The organism is Antarctobacter aquimaris (assembly GCF_900184945.1).
GTDB classification, from domain to species: Bacteria; Pseudomonadota; Alphaproteobacteria; order Rhodobacterales; family Rhodobacteraceae; genus Maliponia; species Maliponia aquimaris.
The window spans coordinates 357,361-376,598 of record NZ_FXYF01000001.1 but is presented as its reverse complement, the minus strand read 5'-3'; the positions used below and the strand labels follow the sequence as shown (position 1 = coordinate 376,598).

At 68.5% G+C, this 19,238-nt stretch carries 15 protein-coding genes; 9 read left to right on the top strand and 6 right to left on the bottom strand.

Features of this window, described 5'->3' with window-relative positions; genetic code table 11:
* Window positions 1-44 precede the first annotated feature (44 nt).
* The gene (locus MAA8898_RS01720) at window positions 45-1,130 is read left to right on the top strand and encodes a COG3904 family protein (protein WP_094019229.1); all 1,086 of its coding nucleotides are present in this window, start codon (window positions 45-47) and stop codon (window positions 1,128-1,130) included.
* Between the two features lie 235 nt (window positions 1,131-1,365).
* On the opposite strand, the gene MAA8898_RS01715 is transcribed toward MAA8898_RS01720, so the two are convergent.
* Window positions 1,366-4,317 carry a type I secretion protein gene (locus tag MAA8898_RS01715; protein WP_094019228.1) on the bottom strand — a complete coding sequence of 984 codons (2,952 nt, stop codon included), beginning with the start codon at window positions 4,315-4,317 and terminating at the stop codon, window positions 1,366-1,368.
* Window positions 4,318-4,760: 443 nt separating this feature from the next.
* On the opposite strand from MAA8898_RS01715, the gene MAA8898_RS01710 reads away from it, so the two are divergent.
* From MAA8898_RS01710 to MAA8898_RS01700, 3 genes are all read left to right on the top strand, one after another.
* On the top strand, window positions 4,761-6,326 hold the full coding sequence (locus tag MAA8898_RS01710; protein WP_094019227.1) for a 2-isopropylmalate synthase: 1,566 nt from the start codon (window positions 4,761-4,763) through the stop codon (window positions 6,324-6,326).
* Between the two features lie 146 nt (window positions 6,327-6,472).
* Window positions 6,473-6,982: a methanogen output domain 1-containing protein gene (locus MAA8898_RS01705; RefSeq protein ID WP_176445036.1), complete on the top strand. Its 510-nt coding sequence runs from the start codon at window positions 6,473-6,475 to the stop codon at window positions 6,980-6,982.
* Between the two features lie 51 nt (window positions 6,983-7,033).
* Window positions 7,034-7,996: a GGDEF domain-containing protein gene (locus MAA8898_RS01700; protein WP_094019225.1), complete on the top strand. Its 963-nt coding sequence runs from the start codon at window positions 7,034-7,036 to the stop codon at window positions 7,994-7,996.
* Window positions 7,997-8,010: 14 nt separating this feature from the next.
* Here the strand turns inward: MAA8898_RS01700 and ggt are convergent, their stop codons facing one another.
* Both ggt and MAA8898_RS01690 read right to left on the bottom strand, forming a co-directional pair.
* Window positions 8,011-9,804, bottom strand: a complete 1,794-nt coding sequence (gene ggt, locus MAA8898_RS01695; RefSeq protein ID WP_094019224.1) for a gamma-glutamyltransferase — start codon at window positions 9,802-9,804, stop codon at window positions 8,011-8,013.
* Between the two features lie 244 nt (window positions 9,805-10,048).
* On the bottom strand, window positions 10,049-11,035 hold the full coding sequence (locus tag MAA8898_RS01690; RefSeq protein ID WP_094019223.1) for a 2-hydroxyacid dehydrogenase: 987 nt from the start codon (window positions 11,033-11,035) through the stop codon (window positions 10,049-10,051).
* A 106-nt stretch (window positions 11,036-11,141) separates the two neighbouring features.
* Here MAA8898_RS01690 and MAA8898_RS01685 point away from each other — a divergent pair, with 106 nt between their 5' ends.
* On the top strand, window positions 11,142-11,642 hold the full coding sequence (locus MAA8898_RS01685) for an SH3 domain-containing protein (RefSeq protein WP_094019222.1): 501 nt from the start codon (window positions 11,142-11,144) through the stop codon (window positions 11,640-11,642).
* 95 nt (window positions 11,643-11,737) lie between these two features.
* On the opposite strand, the gene MAA8898_RS01680 is transcribed toward MAA8898_RS01685, so the two are convergent.
* Window positions 11,738-12,805, bottom strand: a complete 1,068-nt coding sequence (locus tag MAA8898_RS01680) for a Hint domain-containing protein (protein ID WP_094019221.1) — start codon at window positions 12,803-12,805, stop codon at window positions 11,738-11,740.
* Window positions 12,806-12,944: 139 nt separating this feature from the next.
* Window positions 12,945-14,267: a UDP-glucose dehydrogenase family protein gene (locus MAA8898_RS01675; protein ID WP_094019220.1), complete on the bottom strand. Its 1,323-nt coding sequence runs from the start codon at window positions 14,265-14,267 to the stop codon at window positions 12,945-12,947.
* Window positions 14,268-14,429: 162 nt separating this feature from the next.
* Here MAA8898_RS01675 and MAA8898_RS01670 point away from each other — a divergent pair, with 162 nt between their 5' ends.
* From MAA8898_RS01670 to kdsA, 3 genes are read left to right on the top strand one after another with little or no spacing between them, the layout of a single operon-like run.
* Window positions 14,430-15,380 (top strand): KpsF/GutQ family sugar-phosphate isomerase, encoded by a 951-nt coding sequence (locus tag MAA8898_RS01670; RefSeq protein WP_094019219.1) that lies wholly within the window; start codon window positions 14,430-14,432, stop codon window positions 15,378-15,380.
* A complete protein-coding gene (locus MAA8898_RS01665) occupies window positions 15,377-16,165 on the top strand; it encodes a 3-deoxy-manno-octulosonate cytidylyltransferase (protein WP_094019218.1) in 789 nt (262 codons plus the stop codon). Before MAA8898_RS01670 ends, MAA8898_RS01665 begins: the two co-directional genes overlap by 4 nt.
* Window positions 16,162-16,983, top strand: coding sequence for a 3-deoxy-8-phosphooctulonate synthase (kdsA, locus tag MAA8898_RS01660; RefSeq protein ID WP_094019217.1), 822 nt, complete (start codon window positions 16,162-16,164; stop codon window positions 16,981-16,983). Before MAA8898_RS01665 ends, kdsA begins: the two co-directional genes overlap by 4 nt.
* 119 nt (window positions 16,984-17,102) lie before the next feature.
* Here the strand turns inward: kdsA and MAA8898_RS01655 are convergent, their stop codons facing one another.
* On the bottom strand, window positions 17,103-18,503 hold the full coding sequence (locus MAA8898_RS01655; RefSeq protein ID WP_094019216.1) for a phosphomannomutase: 1,401 nt from the start codon (window positions 18,501-18,503) through the stop codon (window positions 17,103-17,105).
* 121 nt (window positions 18,504-18,624) lie between these two features.
* Between MAA8898_RS01655 and MAA8898_RS01650 the strand changes: the two genes are divergently transcribed.
* Window positions 18,625-19,203 (top strand): rhodanese-like domain-containing protein, encoded by a 579-nt coding sequence (locus MAA8898_RS01650; protein WP_094019215.1) that lies wholly within the window; start codon window positions 18,625-18,627, stop codon window positions 19,201-19,203.
* Window positions 19,204-19,238: the final 35 nt, after the last annotated feature.

Genomic DNA, 19,238 nt, shown 5'->3' with positions numbered 1-19,238 from the left:
GCGCGGGCAGTCTGGCCTCCGTTGTGTGTGCTGCGGAGGGTTTCATGCGGATAGTGTCACTGGTTTTTTGCGGTCTGCTGATTGCGCTCACCGGGCAGGCCCAGGCGGGCACCTGGAAACGGCTCTGGCCGCAGGATCCCGACGACTGCGGCTACCTGTTCACCGGGACAATCGAAAAGGGCGACCTGGTCGATTTCTTCAACAGCGGTGACCTGAAGGGCGTGAACCGCATCTGCCTGCACAGCCCGGGCGGCAGCCTCAACGAGGCCTTCCAGTTCCTCAAGCTGGTGCGCGGCGAGGATTCGTTCGGCACGCGGGTGCGGTCGGGCGACAGCTGCGTTTCGGCCTGCGCGCTGGTCTTCATGTTCGGCCAGCGCTGGGGCGCCAACAGCCCCTATCCCAGCCGCGAACTGGAACCGGGCGCGCAGCTGGGCTTTCACACGCCGTTCCCGAACCTCGACAAGGACGCCCAGGGCAACCTCGCGGCGGCGTTCGACGTCGCGCTCAAGGTCTCGCGCCTGCTGGTCAACAGCTCCTACACCGCGTTTTCCAGCAAGGGGCCGTCGATCCCGCCGGAAATCGTCGCCGTGATGCTGGAGACCCCCGCCGACAAGATGACCTACATCGACACCGTGGGCGAACTTCAGTTGCTGGGCATCGACACGACCCGGCGGCCGGAAGACGGTTTTGCCATGCGCAACGATTACGTCGAAGCGCGCAACGTGGTCCGCCGCGTCTGCGCCAGCACCTATGTCACCCGGTTCCGCCAGCATTCGGTCAGCGACGGCTACAAGTATTCCGAACTTCTCCAGGAGGTCGACGCCCTGAACAAGCAGCACGGCAAGGACGACCTGCTGCACCTCAAGGTGCTCACCGACAAGGGCGTGACATCCGTCTTCGGCGTCACCACGGGCGGCTATCATTACCCCGGCTTGTTCAGCAATGCGGCGCTGCTCTATTGCCGGGCCGAGTTCCACGTCACCGAGAAGGACAAGACCTTCACCGTCTCCAGCTACCGGGTCGATTTCGGCCCGATGCGGCCCGAGGTGAAACAGCGCCTGCCCACAGTCGACGAGACGACGATTCACACCGAAGCCTTCGGCCTGATCCCGATGGACCGGAAATACTGACCGCCCCGCGCCCCAATGCCGCAGCTCACCCAGGCGTGAGGCGCGATTTTGCGCCCGGCGGGCGGGTTTTGTACAAAACGACATAAAAGACGTACAAGACGTACCTTTTGTACGATTCGCGGCCTTCGCCGGCCCCGGCCTGCCGGGATCAGAGCGGGAACGAAGGACGCACGAATGCCGAACGAAATCCGGGCCTTGGCGCCGATCCGCCCCGGTAAACGCCCCGCGCGCCGCGTTACCGCAGCAGGTCGCCGATGGCCGTCACGCTGTCCGGCGCGGCCTCAAAGGCGATTTCCTCCACCGCCCTCATCCGCACCTCGCCGCCCGCGAAACGCGCCGACACGATCCCGTTTTCCTCAACGAACTCATAGTCTTGAAGCGACCCGGTCAGCACCACCCGGTCCCGTCCCGGCCCGCCGTGGATCACGTCCGCCCCGCCGCGCGCAAAGATCACCTCGTCGCCCGGACCGGCGACCAGGTAATCCTCCTGCGGGGTGCCATCCAGCCGCCCCAGGTCCTCATCCCCCAACACCCTGATTCCATTGTCAAAAGCAGCCTCATCGCGGCGTTCCCACCCGTTCGGCCCGGTGGCGTTGTAGGCCATCAGCATGTCCCACCGCGCGGTCTGGTCGTCGACATGCCGCAGCGCCCCCCAACTGCCCCACATCGTCGCCGGGGCGATGTCGACAAAGGCGTTGAACAGGCTGCCCCCGGCCTCCGCCCAGCCGGCCAGAAGACCCTCATAAAGTTTCGCCATTTCAGGGGTATAGCTGAATTCGACAAAGAACTGCGTCAGTCGTTCATCGTTCACCCGCGCGCCGTGCCCGACCAGGTGACTGCCGCCCTCGTACATGATCAGCCGCAACCCATTCCGCCGCGCCGCCCCGGCGTGATAGGGAAAGACCTCCCCCACTAGCTGCCGCAACGATCCCGCCTCCAGCGCCCGCGCCACCGGCACGATCGCCCCCTCGAATCGCCGTTCCTTGACGTATTCCCGCAGCGCCACCCGCTGTAGCCCCTCCGCCTCACCCGCCACCCGCGCCGCCGCCTCGGACGCGTCCAGCCAGCCGTCCAGCCGCTGCGCCATCTCCTCGCTGCCCATCTCGTAGCCGAAGTAGCCGGTCACCGCGTAGGCGTCGAAACTCTCGACCGGCATCTTGCCCAGCCGCAGGAAGGCCAGCGGCGCCTGCAGGATCTGCGCCTCCAGCTCGGGCCAGCCGGTGTGCGTCGCCACCACCCGCACCAGCCGGTTTTCCGCATCATCGCCAAAGACTTGGGTCCAGATGTCCATCACCTGCGCCGCCCGCAGCCCGTAGAACTGCGCCCAGCCCAGGTCGGACTCGCCCCACAAGGCGGTAGCTTGTTCGCGCGCCCAGCCCGCCTGCGGGAACCCGGCGTTCCAGACCTCGTTGGAGAACTCGACATAGGCCTTCAGGCGCGGGTCCAGGTCGCGTTTGACCACCTCGGCAAAGCGGCGGACATAATCGTCGTCGGCGCGGTGGGGCATGTTGAACCAGGGGTCCGCCCCGATCAGGTTGGCCAGCCGCACCATGACCTCGACCGGCACGCCCCATTCGCCCCAGCTGGCCGTCTGCATCACCGGCCGCTGGTCCCAGGTGGACACCGGAGAGCCGTTGGTCACCATCCAGTCCATGAAGCGCACCGCGCGCACATCCTCGATCCGCGCCAGCCAGTCGGGGTTGAAGATCGCCCCCGCCTCGTACAGCGGAACATGCTCGGCGCGCAGGATGACGATGTCGCGGATCGGGTCGTCCGGGTCGATGGCGGTGATCGAGATCGCCACCAGCCCCTCGCCCGGCTCGTAGGAAAAGGTGAGCCTCCCCTCCTCGGTGCGTACGCGCCTGGCCCGCCCGACCAGCTTCAGCTCTGCCTTGCCCTGCCATGTCATGACGTAATCGCCGCGCAGCGAGGTTGCCTCGGCGGGCTGTTCGGTCAGGATCACGGTTTCCAGCGCATCGACGCCTTCGGGGATCCGCAGCGGCCAGTCGTTTTCATCGAGGTGGCCACCGGCGCGCAGCTCTTCGGTGCGGACCGCACCCCAGGTGTCGCCGATGTTGCCGACCCAGCCGCGCGAGGATTTCATCAGGTTCAGAAAGGGATGCTGCGTCGACCAGTCGGAAATGCCGTTCAGCCCGATCGCCAGCGCGGGCAACCCTTCGGGCCGCTGTCCGGGCGGCGGCAGGGCGACGGGCTGGCGCTCTGGCAGGGGGGTCGGCGCGGCCACGGCGGGGGCGGGCGCGGCCGCTGCGGGTGCGGCCGTGCCGGCGGGAGCGGCGGCCTGGCCTGAAACCGTCGCCCAGATCCTGGCGGCAATCTCGGGGTATTTCTCCACCACGTCCGGGTGCAGCGTCACAGGCGGGGCAAAGCCCGCGGGCGGCGGCGCCTCGTAGAGGTAGGCATAGCTCACCATGGCCGCCAGCAGGTACAGCGTGGGCGTGCCGTGCGGCGCGTCGTCGACATACAGCGCCTCGACCGGCACATCCTCCAGCACCCCGCCGGGACCGAACAGCTCGGCCAGGGTCGCCGCCACCGGGATCAGCGTCACCGGCACGTTCGGGCGCGTGACCGCGAGCACGTTCACCAGGTCCTTGTACCACTGGTGATACTCACCGGCGTTGTAGGCGTGGTAGGCCACCGTCTCGGCCGCATCGGGCGGAAAGCGGGCGGCGTGGCCGTCCATCGCCGACCAGCCCTCGTAGATGAACAGGCGCGAGTCCGGGCTGTTGGCGCTCACCCAATCCAGCAGTCGCTGCACCGCGCCCAGCGGGCTTTCCTTGGTGGGATTGCCGCCGTCATAGGGCACGTCGGGCAGCTGGTACTGGATGAAGTTGGCGGGCGTGATGACCACGGCGTCAAAGCGGCCATCGCGAAAGCCGCCCTGACCGGGCGACCAGGCCCCGGCCACGCCGGGAAAGGACCAGTTGGCCGTCGGCGGCAACCCGTCGGCAAAGTTGCGCAGGAATCCCCACTGGCCGTCCAGCGCCAGCGTCTTTCCATCCGCCCTGGCCATCTCGTTCAGCCAGTGCGGGACGTTTGTGTGCCCCTCCGTCTCGCCCAGGTGATGCACCAGAGAATTGCCAAAGACGTAGACGCGGGACGCATCGCGCCCCTCCGCCGCCGCGACGGTCGTGCACAGCGCAAAGAGCACCGCCAGCCAAGCTTTCATGTCGTGCCTCGTTGTCCTGCCTCAGGTCCAAGTATGCCCGATGCGGCCAACGGGGCAAGCGTGGAGCGGCCCGCCTTGCCCCCGCGCCTCCGCAGTCGGCGCGGCTCTGCCTGCAAAAGACGGGTTTTCATTTGCGATTTGCGGCGTATAGTTCCGCCCATGATGACCGCTCGCCATATCGCCCCTGTTGCGCCTTTTCCGGCGCCGATGGCCATTGGCGCGGCTCTACTGCTAACTCGCCTCTGAGCGTGGCCCCTTCGGCGCGCGTGCTCAGAGGAGATGTGTGACGCGCCGACCCACTTCACGCACGAGTTAGGAAGCTCTCATGACAGCGATCGGACCGATTGACCGGCACAGGTCCGTCCCCTGCGGGACGTCCCCCAGCCGCCTCCGTCCCCGCGGGAGCCGCCCTGCCCCCCGGCCCCATTTCTGAGGAAAGACCGATGACCACCCAAGACAAGGACCGTGTCCTCATTTTCGACACCACGCTCCGTGACGGCGAACAGTCCCCCGGCGCGACCATGACCCACGAGGAAAAGCTCGAGATCGCCGAACTGCTGGACGAGATGGGCGTCGACATCATCGAGGCGGGCTTTCCCATCGCCTCCGAAGGCGATTTCCGCGCGGTGAGCGAGATCGCAAAGCGGTCGAAGGACGCGGTGATCTGCGGCCTTGCCCGCGCGCAGCTGCCCGACATCGACCGCTGCTGGGAGGCGGTCAAGCACGCCAACCGCCCACGCATCCACACCTTCATCGGCACCTCGCCGCTGCACCGCGCCATTCCGAATCTGACCATGGACGAGATGGCCGAGCGGATCGAACAGACCGTGACCCACGCCCGCAACCTCTGCGACAACGTGCAGTGGTCGCCGATGGACGCGACCCGGACCGAGTGGGATTACCTCTGCCGCGTGGTCGAGATCGCCATCAATGCGGGCGCCACCACGATCAACATCCCCGATACCGTGGGCTACACCGCCCCGGTCGAATCCGCCGACCTGATCCGCCGCCTGATCGAAACGGTGCCGGGCGCGGACGAGGTGGTGTTCGCCACCCATTGCCACAATGACCTGGGCATGGCGACGGCGAACGCGCTGGCCGCCGTGGCCGGTGGCGCGCGGCAGATCGAATGCACCATCAACGGGCTGGGCGAACGCGCCGGCAACACCGCGCTCGAAGAGGTGGTCATGGCGCTCAAGGTGCGGGGGGACATCATGCCCTACTACACCGAGATCGACACGAAGAAGATCATGCATATCTCACGCCGCGTCTCGACGGTGTCGGGCTTCCCGGTGCAGTTCAACAAGGCGATCGTCGGCAAGAACGCCTTTGCCCATGAATCGGGCATCCACCAGGACGGGATGCTCAAGAACGCCGAGACCTTCGAGATCATGCGCCCCGAGGACGTGGGCCTGTCCGGCACGTCGCTGCCGCTGGGCAAGCATTCCGGCCGCGCCGCGCTGCGTGCCAAGCTGCGCGAGCTCGGCGTCGAGGTCGGGGACAACCAGCTGAAGGACATCTTTGTCCGGTTCAAGGACCTCGCCGACCGCAAGAAGGAGGTCTACGACGACGACATCCTCGCGCTTGTGACGGCCACCACGGATGGCCCGCAGAACCGGCTGGAGCTGGTGAACCTCAAGGTGATCTGCGGCACCGGCGGCCCGGCCACGGCCGAGCTGGAGATGGAGATTGACGGCGTCGAAAAGGCGGCGACCTGCCAGGGCGACGGCCCGGTCGATGCCACCTTCAAGGCGGTGCGCGACCTGCACCCCAACAAGGCGCGGCTGCAACTCTACCAGGTCAACGCGGTGACCGAAGGCACGGATGCGCAGGCCACCGTTTCCGTCCGGCTGGAAGAGGACGGCATCATCGCCACCGGGCAGTCGGCCGACACCGACACCGTCGTCGCCTCGGCCCGGGCCTACATCAACGCGCTGAACCGCCTGCTGGTCCGCCGCGACAAGACCGGCAAAGACGTCAAGGAAATCAGCTACAAGGACGTCCACTGACGAACAAGGGACCGGCGCCGGACACTCGGCGCCGGTCCCCCCTGCCGGGCCGGACGGAATTTCGCCCTCGCGATATTTGTTTACCCCAAATTAAGGATTTGTCGGTTAACCCTTTGTCAACAATGACTGACGAGGTCTTGCCGCCGATGAATGAAACCAGACCGCAGGCCAACCCCACAGCACTGACCGCCGACGCGTTCTTTGCCGAGCTGATCGGCTCCCTGTCCGGAACATTGCAGGAGGTCGTGGGGGTCGAGGACACCTGCGCCTTCATCGCCCGCGTCGGCGACGACATGGGCCGCGGCATCGCCGACCGATACCGCCAGCCGGACGGCACCCTGCCGCATGAGCCCGAACAGATCGGCCGGATCCTGTGCGATCTCAAGGCGCGCATCGGCGGCCATTTCGAAATGACCGAGGCCAGCCCCGAGCGGATCGTGTTCACCGCCTCGCGCTGCCCCTTTGGCAAGCAGGTCGAGGGGCGGCCGTCGCTGTGCATGATGACGACCAACGTCTTTGGCCGGATCGCCGCCGAGGCCACCGGCTATGCCAGCGTGCGGATCGACGAGGCGCTGTCGCTGGGTCATTCGCGCTGTCGCGTGACCGTCCACCTGACCCGCAGCACCGGGTCCGAACTGCATGAATTCTTTGGCTGACCCGCGCGCGACGCCACACAAGACAGGGATGCCGTCCTCCCCGCAGGCCCCATGCCCCAGGAACTGACCCAGAACCTTGCCCTCGACGTGCTCGCGCTCTCGCTGGAGCGGGCGCCGCGCGCCATGGTCGTGCTGGACCGGCACTGGCAGGTGCGCGTGGCGAACCGCCTGGCGCGCGACCTGCCGGGGCTGAGCCTCGGCACCACCTTTCCGGCCCTGGTTCAGACCCCGCCAGAGCAGACCGTGCATGGCCTGAAGCAGGCGCTGACCACCTCGCGCAACGTGCCTTTGCGGCTGTCGATCGGAGAGGATGAGCTGACCTTCCAGGCCTGGCGGATCGACCCGCTGCCCGGACTGGACGAACCGCTGGTCATGCTGAAGGCCGCCCCGTCGAATTATTTCGCGGCGCGCCTGAACAGTCTCGAACGCGCCCAGGAACAGACCCGCCAGCGCCTGTCACAGACCGAACGGGAACGCGACCGCCTGCGCAAGGACGCCCGCAGGCTGTCGGCCCTAGCGATGACGGACCAGCTGACCGGCCTTCTGAATGCCCGCAGCTTCCGCGAGGCGGGTTATCGGCTGCTGTCCGATCCGGCAACATCCGTCGGTGTCCTCTTCATGGACCTCAACGGGTTCAAGCCGGTGAACGACCGCTTTGGCCACCATGCCGGCGACCACCTGCTGCGGACCATCGCACGACGCATGTCGGACTCCCTGCGCCATCAGGACATCTGCGCGCGCCTGGGTGGCGACGAATTCGCCGTCTGGCTGCCCGGCGCCACGACCGACACCCTGGAGCGGCGCAAGCACCACCTGCGGGCGCAGCTGTCCCGCCCGATCTGGTGGCAGGTCGACGGCGGGCCATCCATCCTGCTGCCCCGGGTCGAGGCCGCCATCGGCGCGGCCAGCGCACCCGTGGACGGCAGCGACGTCGAAACCCTGCTGGCCTGCGCCGATCAGCGCATGTACGCCGACAAACCGGCGCCCGACGCCGCGACGCGGCGCTCGGGCTGACGTGACAGGCCGGGTCAGTCGCCCAGCGCAATCCCCTCGCGGCGGGGATCGGCGCCGCCTTGCAGCCCCTCCGCACCGATGGCGATGGCGTGCAGGCCCGAGGTCAGGCCGGTCACGCTGACCTCGTAGCCCAGCGCCTCCAGCGGTGCCTGAAGGTCGGTCATCGCCGTGCCGGACTCCAGGTCGAAGGTGCCGAAGCGGTTCACGCCATGCGGCATGGCCACCGCCGCCTGCACGTCCATCCCCCAGTCAAGATGCGCCACGATGGCCTGCGTCACATAGCCGATGATCCGCGACCCGCCCGGAGAGCCGACCACCAGCACCGGCGCGCCGTCCTTGCGCACGATGGTCGGCGCCATCGAGGACCGCGGCCGCTTGCCCGGCGCCACGGCATTGGCGATGGGCACGCCGTCGGCATGGCTGCGGAAGGAGAAATCCGTCAGCTCGTTGTTCAGCAGGAAACCGTTGGTCATCAACCGCGAGCCAAAGCCGTTCTCGATGGTCGTCGTCATCGACAGCGCGTTGCCGTACTGGTCGACGATGGAGATATGCGAGGTCGACGGCAGCTCCAGGCTCTCGTCATCGGCCAGCAGCATCGCGTGATCCCAGGCGGGGGTGCCGGGCGCGACCTCGGGCAGGGCGTCGTCGCCGTCCAGCAGCGCCGCGCGCTGCGCCAGGTAGGCGGGATCGAGCAGCCCCCTGGTCGGCATCGGCACAAAATCGCTGTCCGCCATGTAGCGGCCCCGGTCCGCAAAGGCGAGCCGCGAGGCATCGCCGATCCGCCGCCATGTGTCCGCATCGTCCGGCGCGCCGGGTGCCGTGGCGTCCAGCATCCCCAGGATCTGCCCCACGGTCAGCGCGCCCGAGGACGGCGGCCCCATGCCGCAAACTTCGTGGCCGCGAAACGCGCCGCAGACCGCCGGGCGCTCCTTGACCTCATACTGCGCGAGGTCGCGCAGGCTCAGGACGCCGGGATTGGCGTCAAAGCCCGTCACCGTGTCGACGATGTCCTGCGCGATCTGCCCTTCGTAGATCGCCCCGGCGCCCTCGGCCGCCATGCGCCGCATGACCTGCGCGTAATCCGGGTTCTTCAGCAGGTCGCCCGCTGCCAGCGGCTGACCGCCGGGCAGGAAATAGGCGGCGGTCGCCGGGTGACGGCCCAGCCGCTCGGCGTCGCCCTCGACCAGCCCGGCCAGCCTTGGCGACACTGCAAATCCTTCGTCCGCCAGCCGCGTGGCGGCGTCAAACAGCCCGGCCCACTCGGATTTGCCCCAGCGGTCGTGCGCCGCCTGCATCAGTGCGGGCGTGCCCGGCACGCCGACCGACCGGCCGCCAACCACCGCGTCGAAGAACTTCAGCGGCTCACCCGCCGCGTCCTGGAACAGCCGGGGCGTCGCCGCCAGCGGCGCAGTCTCGCGCCCGTCCAGCGTGGTGATCTCGCCGCTGGCGCCGTCGTGCCAGACGAGGAAGGCCCCGCCGCCGATGCCCGAGCTTTGCGGCTCGACCAGGCCAAGGACGGTCTGCACGGCCACCATGGCATCCGCCGCCGATCCCCCGGCGCGCAGCACCTCGGCGCCGGCCTGCACCGCGTGCGGATTGGCCGCGACGACCATCCAGTCCTGTGCCGCGACCGGCGTTCCGGCGGCCTTGGCGGCCAGCGCGTCGGCAACCTCGGGCGACAGCGCGGCAAAACCGGCGTCATTGACAACCGTCTGTTCCGGATCGACGGCATCGGTGGCCTGCTGGGCAAACGATGCCCCCGCAAGACCCAGGCCCAGGGCCAGGGCAAGACTCGGAATGAAACGCATCTGATCAACTCCCTATTGCACGAATCTCTGGACAGTCTTGCAGCCATACGGCGAGTGTCCAAGCCTCTTTTGCCCGCATTGCGGAACGACCCGTCCAGGGCGGCTGCATTTCTTTCTGACGGGGACTGCCGCCGCCACGGCAGTCACAGCGTCAAACGCCTGATTGCGCCGCAGCGTTCAAGGGGCGGACAGACGCGCCGGCCGGGAACCGGACCGCCGCGGCGCAGGGTTCAAGGACCCGCGATCACAGCATCGCGGGCAGCACCTGGTCCGGCGGCCGGTGGCCATCGGCAAAGGTCTTGACGTTGATGATGACCTTTTCGCCCATCTCGACCCGGCCTTCGACCGTGGCCGATCCCATGTGCGGCAGCATCACCACGTTGGGCATGTTGCGCAGGTCCGGATTGGCCTGCGAGCCGTGTTCGTAGACGTCCAGCCCCGCACCGCCCAGCTGCCCCGCCTTGAGCATCCGGGTCAGCGCGTTCTCGTCGATCACTTCGCCGCGCGAGGTGTTCACGATCACCGCCGAAGGCTTCATCAGCTGCAACCGGCGCGCGTTCAGCAGGTGATAGGTGCTGGGGGTCGAGGGGCAGTTCACGCTGAGCATGTCCATCCGCGCGACCATCTGGTCGAGGCTTTCCCAGTAGGTGGCCTGCAACGCGTCCTCGATCTCGGGGCGCAGGCGGTGGCGGTTGTGGTAATGCACCTGCATGCCAAAGGCGGCGGCGCGGCGTGCCACGGCCTGGCCGATCCGGCCCATGCCCAGGATACCCAGCCGCTTGCCGCTCATCCGCGCGCCCAGGAAGGCGGTCGGCGCCCAGCCCTGCCAGCTGCCGTCCTGCATCACGGCCAGCCCCTCCTGGATGCGGCGGGTGACGCCCAGCATCAGCGCCATGACCATGTCGGCGGTGTCCTCGGTCACCACGCCCGGGGTGTTGGAGACGAGGATCCCGCGCGACCGCGCCGTCGCCACGTCGATATGGTCGAACCCGGCGCCGTAGTTGGCGATCAGCTTCAGCCGTTCCCCCGCCTGCCCGATCAGCCCGGCGTCGATCCGGTCGGTCACGGTGGGCACCAGCACGTCGGCCTCCTGGACCGCGTCGACAAGCTCGCCCCGGCTCATCGGCGTGTCGTCGGCACGCAGGCGGACGGTGAACAATTCCGTCAGGCGCGTCTCGACCACCTCTGGCAAGCGTCGCGTCACGACAACACTCAGACGTTTTGATGGCATGCAGCCTCTCCCAAACTTCCCCACCGGGGCCCTCGGGGCGTAGACTGCGTCAGGAAGGGACGGGGCACAAGAACCCCGCCGGAAAAACCTGAGCAGGACGCAACCCATGTTCAAGAAAGCGATCGCCCTGGCGATGGCCGTTGTCGTGATGACCGGGCCGACCGGCGCCGCCGAAGAGCGGCGCGGATCGGTGACCACCCTGCCCTTGCCGCGGTTCGTCTCGCTCAAGGCGTCGGAAAGCAACGTGCGCCGCGGGCCGTCGATGACGCACCGCATCGACTGGGTCTACACCCGGCGCGAAATGCCGCTGGAGATCACCGCCGAATACGGCCACTGGCGGCAGGTGCGCGACCGTGACGGCGCGGGCGGCTGGGTGCATTACTCGATGCTGTCGGGTGTGCGCACCGTGATCGTCGAGACCGATATGCTGAGCCTCTACCAGCGGCCCGACCTGAACAGCCCGGTGACCGCGCGGCTGGAGGCGGGCGTGATCGCGCGGCTGGGCGACTGCGATCCGGACTGGTGCCGCCTGAGCGTGGCGGGCTACCGCGGCTGGGCGCAGAAATCCGCCCTCTGGGGCGTGCGTCCGGACGAGATCCGCGACTGACGCGGCGGCGGTGAGGGCGCGATGCGAGGGGCCAGCCCCTCGCGCTCTCCGGGATAATTATCGGCCGAGGAAAGACCGGCGCGGCGCTCTGTTCGTCAGGCGGCGTCGTGCATCAGGATCGCCGCCTCGGAGCGCGACAGGTTGCGTCGCGCGTAGTCGCCGTAGCCCTGCGGATCGGCCAGCGCCCCCGGCAGCACCTGCACCAGACGCGCGCGGTCATCGTCGGTCAGCGAGGTCAGCGCGGTGTTGGCGGGGTGAAAGCTTTCGGTCTCCAGCCCTTCGGCAAACAGCACCTCGTGGCGCGGCAGCAGCAGGTGGATGTAGGTCACCTCGGGCACGCGCAGGTCCTGAACGACGCTGTCACCATTGATCAGGTCGCGGGCTGCGACCAGCACCTCGGGCGTGTTGAACAGCGCCTGCGCGGCGCGGCCCTTGATCAGCATCCGGTGATCGGGTGACACCAGCAGGTCACGCTCGGGGTGGCCGATGCCGAAGGCGCCGGCGCGCAGGCGGATCGGGCGCAGCGCCGGTGAGGTGAAGAGGCGCGCGCCGCTCATCCTGCGGCTGCCGGTCCAGCAGACCGGCTGGGCGCCGTTGTCCTTGGTCTGCACCAGGTCGCCTTCGCGCAGCTGCTCCACCGGGATGGCGCCCGTCGGCGTCAGGATGTGGGTGCCCGGCGTGAAACAGATCACGCTGCCGGCCGCCTCGGGTCCCGCCGAAGTGGCGGCCAGCGCGCGGGCGTGGTGCACGACCCAGAGATCGGTGCCGGCGGGCGGCACCTCGTCGACGAACATCAGCAGCGGCGGCGCCCGGTGTCCGGCCGGGATCACCGTCACGCTGTAGCCCCGCCGCCCGTCGGTCACCACAAAGCCGAAATCGCCACGCTGCATCGAGTCGGGTGCGTCTTCGCCCGCGCGCGCCGCAGGGGCGGGGGGCAACCCGACCAGCCGCCGCACCATCCGCGCCGCGCGGCTGCGGATGTCGTCCTGTCCATCCGGATCCCCCAGCAACAACACTGTCGACGGGCCGTCGACCCGCACCGGCTGCCCCTCCCAGGACCAGCTGGCCCCGACCTGAAGCGCCGGCAGCGGCGCGTCGCGCTGCCCGTCGATCTGTGTCTGTGCCCAGGAGATGACGAACGTGCCGCGAAAGCCCGTTCCCATGCCTGTCTGCCTGCTTTCTTGTTATCGTTGCCGGAATCCTAGCGCGAAAGCCGGCTTTCGCAAAGGCGCGGCTGCACCGGCCGCCCGCGCCGCCGAGAAACCCCGCGCCGCTGTGGCGCGGCGGTCACGTTGCCGGCGCTCAGCCTTCGGTGTAGCCCTTGCGGCCGATGCTGTCGTAGGCGGTAAAACCGGCGGCGCGGGCGGTTTCGGCGGTGTAGATGTTGCGCAGGTCGGCCAGCGCGGGGCGCGCCATGGTCCCGGCCAGGCGCGACAGGTCCAGCGCGCGGAACTCGTTCCACTCGGTCAGGATCACCAGCAGGTCGGCGCCCTGCGCCGCGGCATAGGGGTCCTCCATCCAGGTCACGCCGGGCAGCAGCTGTTCACCCTCGCGGCGGCCTTGTGGGTCGACCGCGCGCACCGCTGCCCCGCCGCCCACCAGCGCCGGCACGATGGTCAGCGCGGGCGCGTCGCGCATGTCGTCTGTGTTGGGCTTGAAGGTCACCCCCAGCACCGCCACCGTCCGCCCGTTGAAGCTGCCGCCGCAGAGGTCGGCCAGCTTGTCGATCATCCGCCGCTTGACCTCCTCGTTGACCTTGATGACGGTCTCGACGATCGACACAGGCGCTGCGAAATCCTGGCCGATGCGGGCCAGCGCCTTGGTATCCTTGGGGAAACACGACCCGCCGTAGCCCGGGCCCGCGTGCAGGAACTTATTGCCGATGCGGCCGTCCAGCCCCATGCCCCGGCTCACCTGCTTGACGTCGGCGCCGGTCTTTTCGCACAGCGCTGCGATCTCGTTGATGAAGGTGATCTTGGTCGCAAGGAATGCGTTGGCGGCGTACTTGATCATCTCGGCCGATTCCAGGTCGGTGCTGATGATCGGGAAATCGCGCAGGTAGAGCGGGCGGTAGATCTCGGCCATGACCTTGGCGGCGCGCTCGGTCTCGACGCCCACGACCACGCGGTCGGGCTTCATGAAATCGTCGATCGCAGCGCCCTCGCGCAGGAACTCGGGGTTGGAGGCGACGTCAAAGTCGAGCTCCGGCTTTGCCGCCGCGATCGCCGCCTTGACCGCGCGGTTGGTGCCCACTGGCACGGTCGACTTGGTCACCACCACCATGTAGCCGGTCGCGGCGCGGGCGATCTCCTCGGCGGCGGCCATGACATAGCTGAGGTCGGCATGGCCGTCGCCGCGCCGGGTCGGCGTGCCCACGGCGATGAACACCGCCTCGGCGCCGTCGATCGCCGCCGCCAGATCGAGGGTAAAGCTCAGCCGCCCGGCCTCGACGTTGCGCGCCATCAGCGTGTCCAGCCCCGGCTCGTAGATCGGCACCTCGCCGCGCTCCAGCATGGCGATCTTGCGCGGGTCCTTGTCCACGCAGACCACCTCGTGCCCGAAATCCGAAAAGCAGACCCCCGATACCAGGCCCACGTAGCCCGTCCCGATCATGGCGATTTTCACACTGGCACTCCTCTTCACGGCGTTGTGTCGTGCCTGTCTTGGGCCGCGACGCGGGAAAATGTCAACGCGGCGGCGCGCGGCGATGGCAAACTGTTGCGCGGTTGGACAAGCCCTGTCAGAGCCGCTAAAGCACCCGCCACGGACAAGAGCCAAGTGGACCCCATGAGTCAGACGCCCACAGAGGTCGCCCGCGGCGTCCTTGCCATCGAGAGCGCCGCGCTGAACCGGCTGGCCGAGGAACTGCCCGCCAGTTTCGACGCCGTGGTGGCGCGGCTGTTGCAGGTGCAGGGGCGCGTCATCGTGTCGGGCATGGGCAAGTCTGGGCACGTGGCCAGCAAGATCGCCGCCACCTTTGCCTCGACCGGGACCCCGGCGCAGACCGTCCACCCGGGCGAGGCGAGCCATGGCGACCTGGGCATGATCACCCCCGCCGACGCGGTGATCCTGATCTCGAACTCGGGCGAGACGCGCGAACTGGCCGACATGATCGCCCATTGCGCGCGGTTTTCCATCCCGCTGGTCGCGATGACCAAGAAGGCCGACAGCACCCTGGCGCGCGCCGCCGACTTCGTGCTGCTGATGCCCGACGCGCCGGAGGCTTGCGCCATCGGCATGGCGCCGACAACCTCGACCACCATGGCCATGGCGCTTGGCGACGCGCTGGCGGTGGCGATGATGCAGCACCGCGGGTTCGACCGGGCGCGCTTTGCCGCCTTCCATCCCGGCGGCACGCTGGGCGCGCAGCTGCTGCGGGTCTCGGCGGTGATGCACCGGGGCGAGGAACTGCCCGTCGTGGCCCCCGACACGCCGATGTCGGAATGCCTGCTGGTGATGAGCCGCAAGGGGTTCGGCGTGGCCGCGCTGATCGAGGACGGCAAGCTGGCCGGGATCATCACCGACGGCGATCTGCGCCGCAACATGGAGGGGCTGATGACCCGCAGCGCCGGCCAGGTCGCCACGCGCGGACCGCTGGTCACCGCCCCCGACACCCTGCTGATCGAGGCCCTGGGCATCATGAACAAGACCAAACGCACCGTGCTGCTGGTGACCGAGGGTGAGACCCTGGTGGGCCTGCTGCACATCCATGACGCGCTGCGGGCGGGTGTCGCATGAGCGCCGTCATCTTCATCCCCGCGCGCTACGCCTCGACCCGCTACCCGGGCAAGCCGCTGGTGCCGCTGACCGGCGCCACCGGCGTGGCCAAACCGCTGATCCAGCGCAGCTGGGAGGCGGCGCAGGCGGTGCGGGGCGCGGACGCGGTCTATGTCCTGACCGACGACGCCCGCATCGCCGAGGCGGCGCGCGGCTTTGGCGCTGACGTTCTGATGACTTCCGACCAGGCGCGCAACGGCACCGAACGCTGCGCCGAGGCGGTAGCGCAGCTGCCGAAGGCGCCGGATTGCGTGGTGAACCTGCAAGGCGACGCACCGCTGACCCCGCCCTGGTTCGTCGAGGCGCTGATTGCCCGGATGGCGGACCCGCAGGTGCAGATGGCCACGCCGATCCTGCGCTGTGATACCGAAACACTGACCAACCTCGTCACCGACCGCCAGAACGGCCGCGTCGGCGGCACCACCGCCGTTTGCCGCGCCGACAGCACCGCGCTCTACTTCTCCAAGGAAGTGCTGCCTTTTGTGGCCTCGCTGGAGCAACCGCCCGAGGTCTGGCACCACGTCGGCGTCTACGCCTACCGGCCCACGGCGCTGAGCGCCTACATGGGCTGGCCCGAAGGCGCGCTGGAAAGGGCCGAGGGGCTGGAACAGCTGCGCTTTCTCGAACACGGCGTGCCGGTGACCTGCGTGCCGGTCGAGGCAAAGGGCCGGGTGTTCTGGGAACTCAACAACCCCGTCGACGTGGCCCGCATCGAGGCCGTTCTGCAAAAGGAAGGCATCACATGACCGACGTTCCCATCGGCGACCTGACGGTCTCCAACGCCGCCCCCGTCACCCTGATCGCCGGCCCCTGCCAGATCGAATCGCTGGACCACGCCCGCATGCTGGCGACCCGCATTGCCGAGGCGGCCGAGGCCGCCGGCGTCGCCTGGATCTTCAAGGGCAGCTACGACAAGGCCAACCGCTCCTCGCTCACGGGCAAGCGCGGCATCGGCATGGAGGAAGGGCTGCACGTCCTCTCGACCATCCGCCAGGAGTTCGGCGTGCCGGTGCTGACCGACGTGCACGGCCCCGAGCAATGCGCGACGGTGGCCTCGGCGGTGGACGTGCTGCAGATCCCCGCCTTCCTGTCGCGCCAGACCGACTTGCTGCTGGCGGCAGGCGAGACGGGCGCGGCGATCAACGTCAAAAAAGGGCAGTTCCTGGCACCCTGGGACATGGCAAACGTCGCCGACAAGATCGCCTCGACTGGCAACCGGCGGATCCTGCTGTGCGAGCGCGGCGCGACCTTCGGCTACAACATGCTGGTGTCGGACATGCGCGCGCTGCCGATCATGGCTGAAACCGGCTACCCGGTGGTGTTCGACGCGACCCATTCAGTGCAGTTGCCGGGTGGCCAGGGGACATCGTCGGGCGGCCAGCGAAAATATGTCGAGCCGCTGGCCCGCGCCGCCGTCGCCGTGGGATGCGCCGCCGTCTTCATCGAGACCCATGACGATCCGGACAACGCGCCCAGCGACGGGCCCAACATGGTGCCGATCGACGACCTAGGGCGCCTGCTGACCGGCCTGCGCGCCATCGACCGGCTGACCAAGGGGCGCTGACTTTCGAACGGCTAACCCCGTTTTTCCGTCGAAGTTGAGTATTCCAGACCAGAAGAAGCCGCGACCTGTGCTTCTTCTTGGTCAAAATACTCATGCGGCGGTCGGTCCGGGTGGGTCGCTCAGGCAGACAGCGTCACGCGCAGCTTTTGTAAATAGTGCGTCAGCAGAGCAGTCGCGACCTCACGCGACTCCGCCTCGGCGTAGCAGCGGAATTCGGGTGCATTGCCCGAGGGGCGCAGGTGAACGACGGCGCCGCTTTCAAAGGTGACGCGCAGGCCGTCGGTCTCGTCCAGAGCGGCTTCGCGGCCGGTGTCGGCAAAGAACCCCGCGCGGGCCGTCGCATCGGACGACAGGTTTTCGATGAAGGCCCGGGAGGAATCCGTCTCGATGCCCTGGATCCGGTCGGCGGCGGTAAAGCGCGGCGGCAGCGCGTCCAGCAATTGCGACAGCGGTTGGCCGGCCGCGCGGGCTGCCGTCAGCGGCGCCAGGATCGGCAGCAGGCAATCGCGGGTCATCAGGGGCGCCAGCGGACCGGCGGGAGCCTCCGCGGCGAACCCCAGCAGGAAGCCGCCGTTGGCCTCGTAGCCCACCACGCGCGCCACCGGATCGGCCTTGAGGACCTCTTCCATGGCGGCAATCACGAAGGGTGAGCCGATCTTCGTGCGGTGGATCGCGGTGAAGGGGAAACCGCCCTGGGCCTCGATCATGGTGTTGGAGGACACCGGCGTGCAGACGGTCCGCGCGTCCAGCGCCCGGGCGGTGACCGCGCCCAGCACGTCGCCCGGGACCACGCGCATCGTGTCGTCCACCAGCATCGGGCGGTCGGCGTCGCCGTCTGTGGAGATCAGCACGTCCAGCCGGTGCTCGGCGAACCACCCGGCAAAGAGGGTCTGCGTCTCGGGGTCCAGCGCCTCGGTATCAACGGGGATGAAGCTGTCGGAGCGGGCGATGGGCAGCGCGGTGGCGCCCAGCGCCTCGACCACCTCGACCATGATGTCGCGCGCGACGGAACTGTGCTGGTAGACGCCGACGCGCAGGCCGCCCAGCGCCTGTGGACCGAAGGCATCGGTGTAGCGGGCGACATAGGCGGCGCGGGCGTCGGCCTGCGACCGGGCGCCGGGCGCGCCGCGCAGCGTGTCGGCGCCAAGCCGGACGTTGATCCGGATCTCGTCCTCCTTGGAAATCTCGCCGGTGGGCACGTAGAACTTCAGCCCGTTGCGGTCGGCGGGGATGTGGCTGCCGGTGACCATGACCGCCGCGGAAGCGGACTGAAGCGAGGACAGCGCCAGCGCCGGGGTCGGCACCACGCCGCAATCGACCGCGTCAATGCCGTTGTCCAGAATGGCCTCGATCACCCATTCGGCGATCTGCGGCGATGAGGGGCGCAGGTCGCGCCCGACATGGACCGCGCCGCCGTGCGGGCAGGCTTGCAGGAAGGCGGTGACATAGTCCTTGACCAGGTCTTCGGTCAGGTCCTCCACAAGGCCACGAAGGCCGCTTGTGCCGAATTTGGGGGCCATGTCTGCAATCCCTGTTCCTGGAATGCCCGGGCGCCGCTGGGGCTGCGGCCCTTTTCCCCAGTCTCGTCCCGGAAGGCAAGAGCGGCTTCCGCCGCGCGGCGCGGAGGCCTATCCTGCGGCCATGAAACGTGCGCTTGTCCTGTTGTTGATGCTGCTCGCCACCCCGCCGGGTGCCGCGCCCTATGCCGAGCATCAGGCAAGGCGGCCGGACCTGTTCGACCCGCAGACCGGCTATCGCATCGGCCGGCAACGCGCGCCGACGCCGGACGACATTCCGGGGCCCGCGCTGCTGGTCTCGCCGCTGGAGGCGCGGGACTTGCTGGCGGCGGGGGCGGTGGCGCTGGATGTCTTTGCGGCGCAGCAGTCCCGGTTCGACGAGTTGGACGGCACCTGGCTGGTGTCGGAGGCGCGGCTGAGCCTGCCGGGGGCCGTCTGGCTGCCGGAGGTCGGGCGCGGGGTGCTGTCGGAGGACATGACGCGTTACCTGGGTGACAACCTGGAGCGGTTGACCGGCGGCGACAGGACGCGCCCGCTGGTGGTGTTCTGCGTGGCGGATTGCTGGATGAGCTGGAACGCCGCGCAGCGGATCGCGGCGATGGGGTATCTCCGGGTCTACTGGTTCCGGCTGGGCACGGATGGCTGGCTGGATATCGGCGGTGACTTGGCGCCGGTCGACCCGGTGCCTGTGGCAGTGGAGTGAGGGGGCGTCATGCCGGAGGTCCTTGGCGAGAGAAG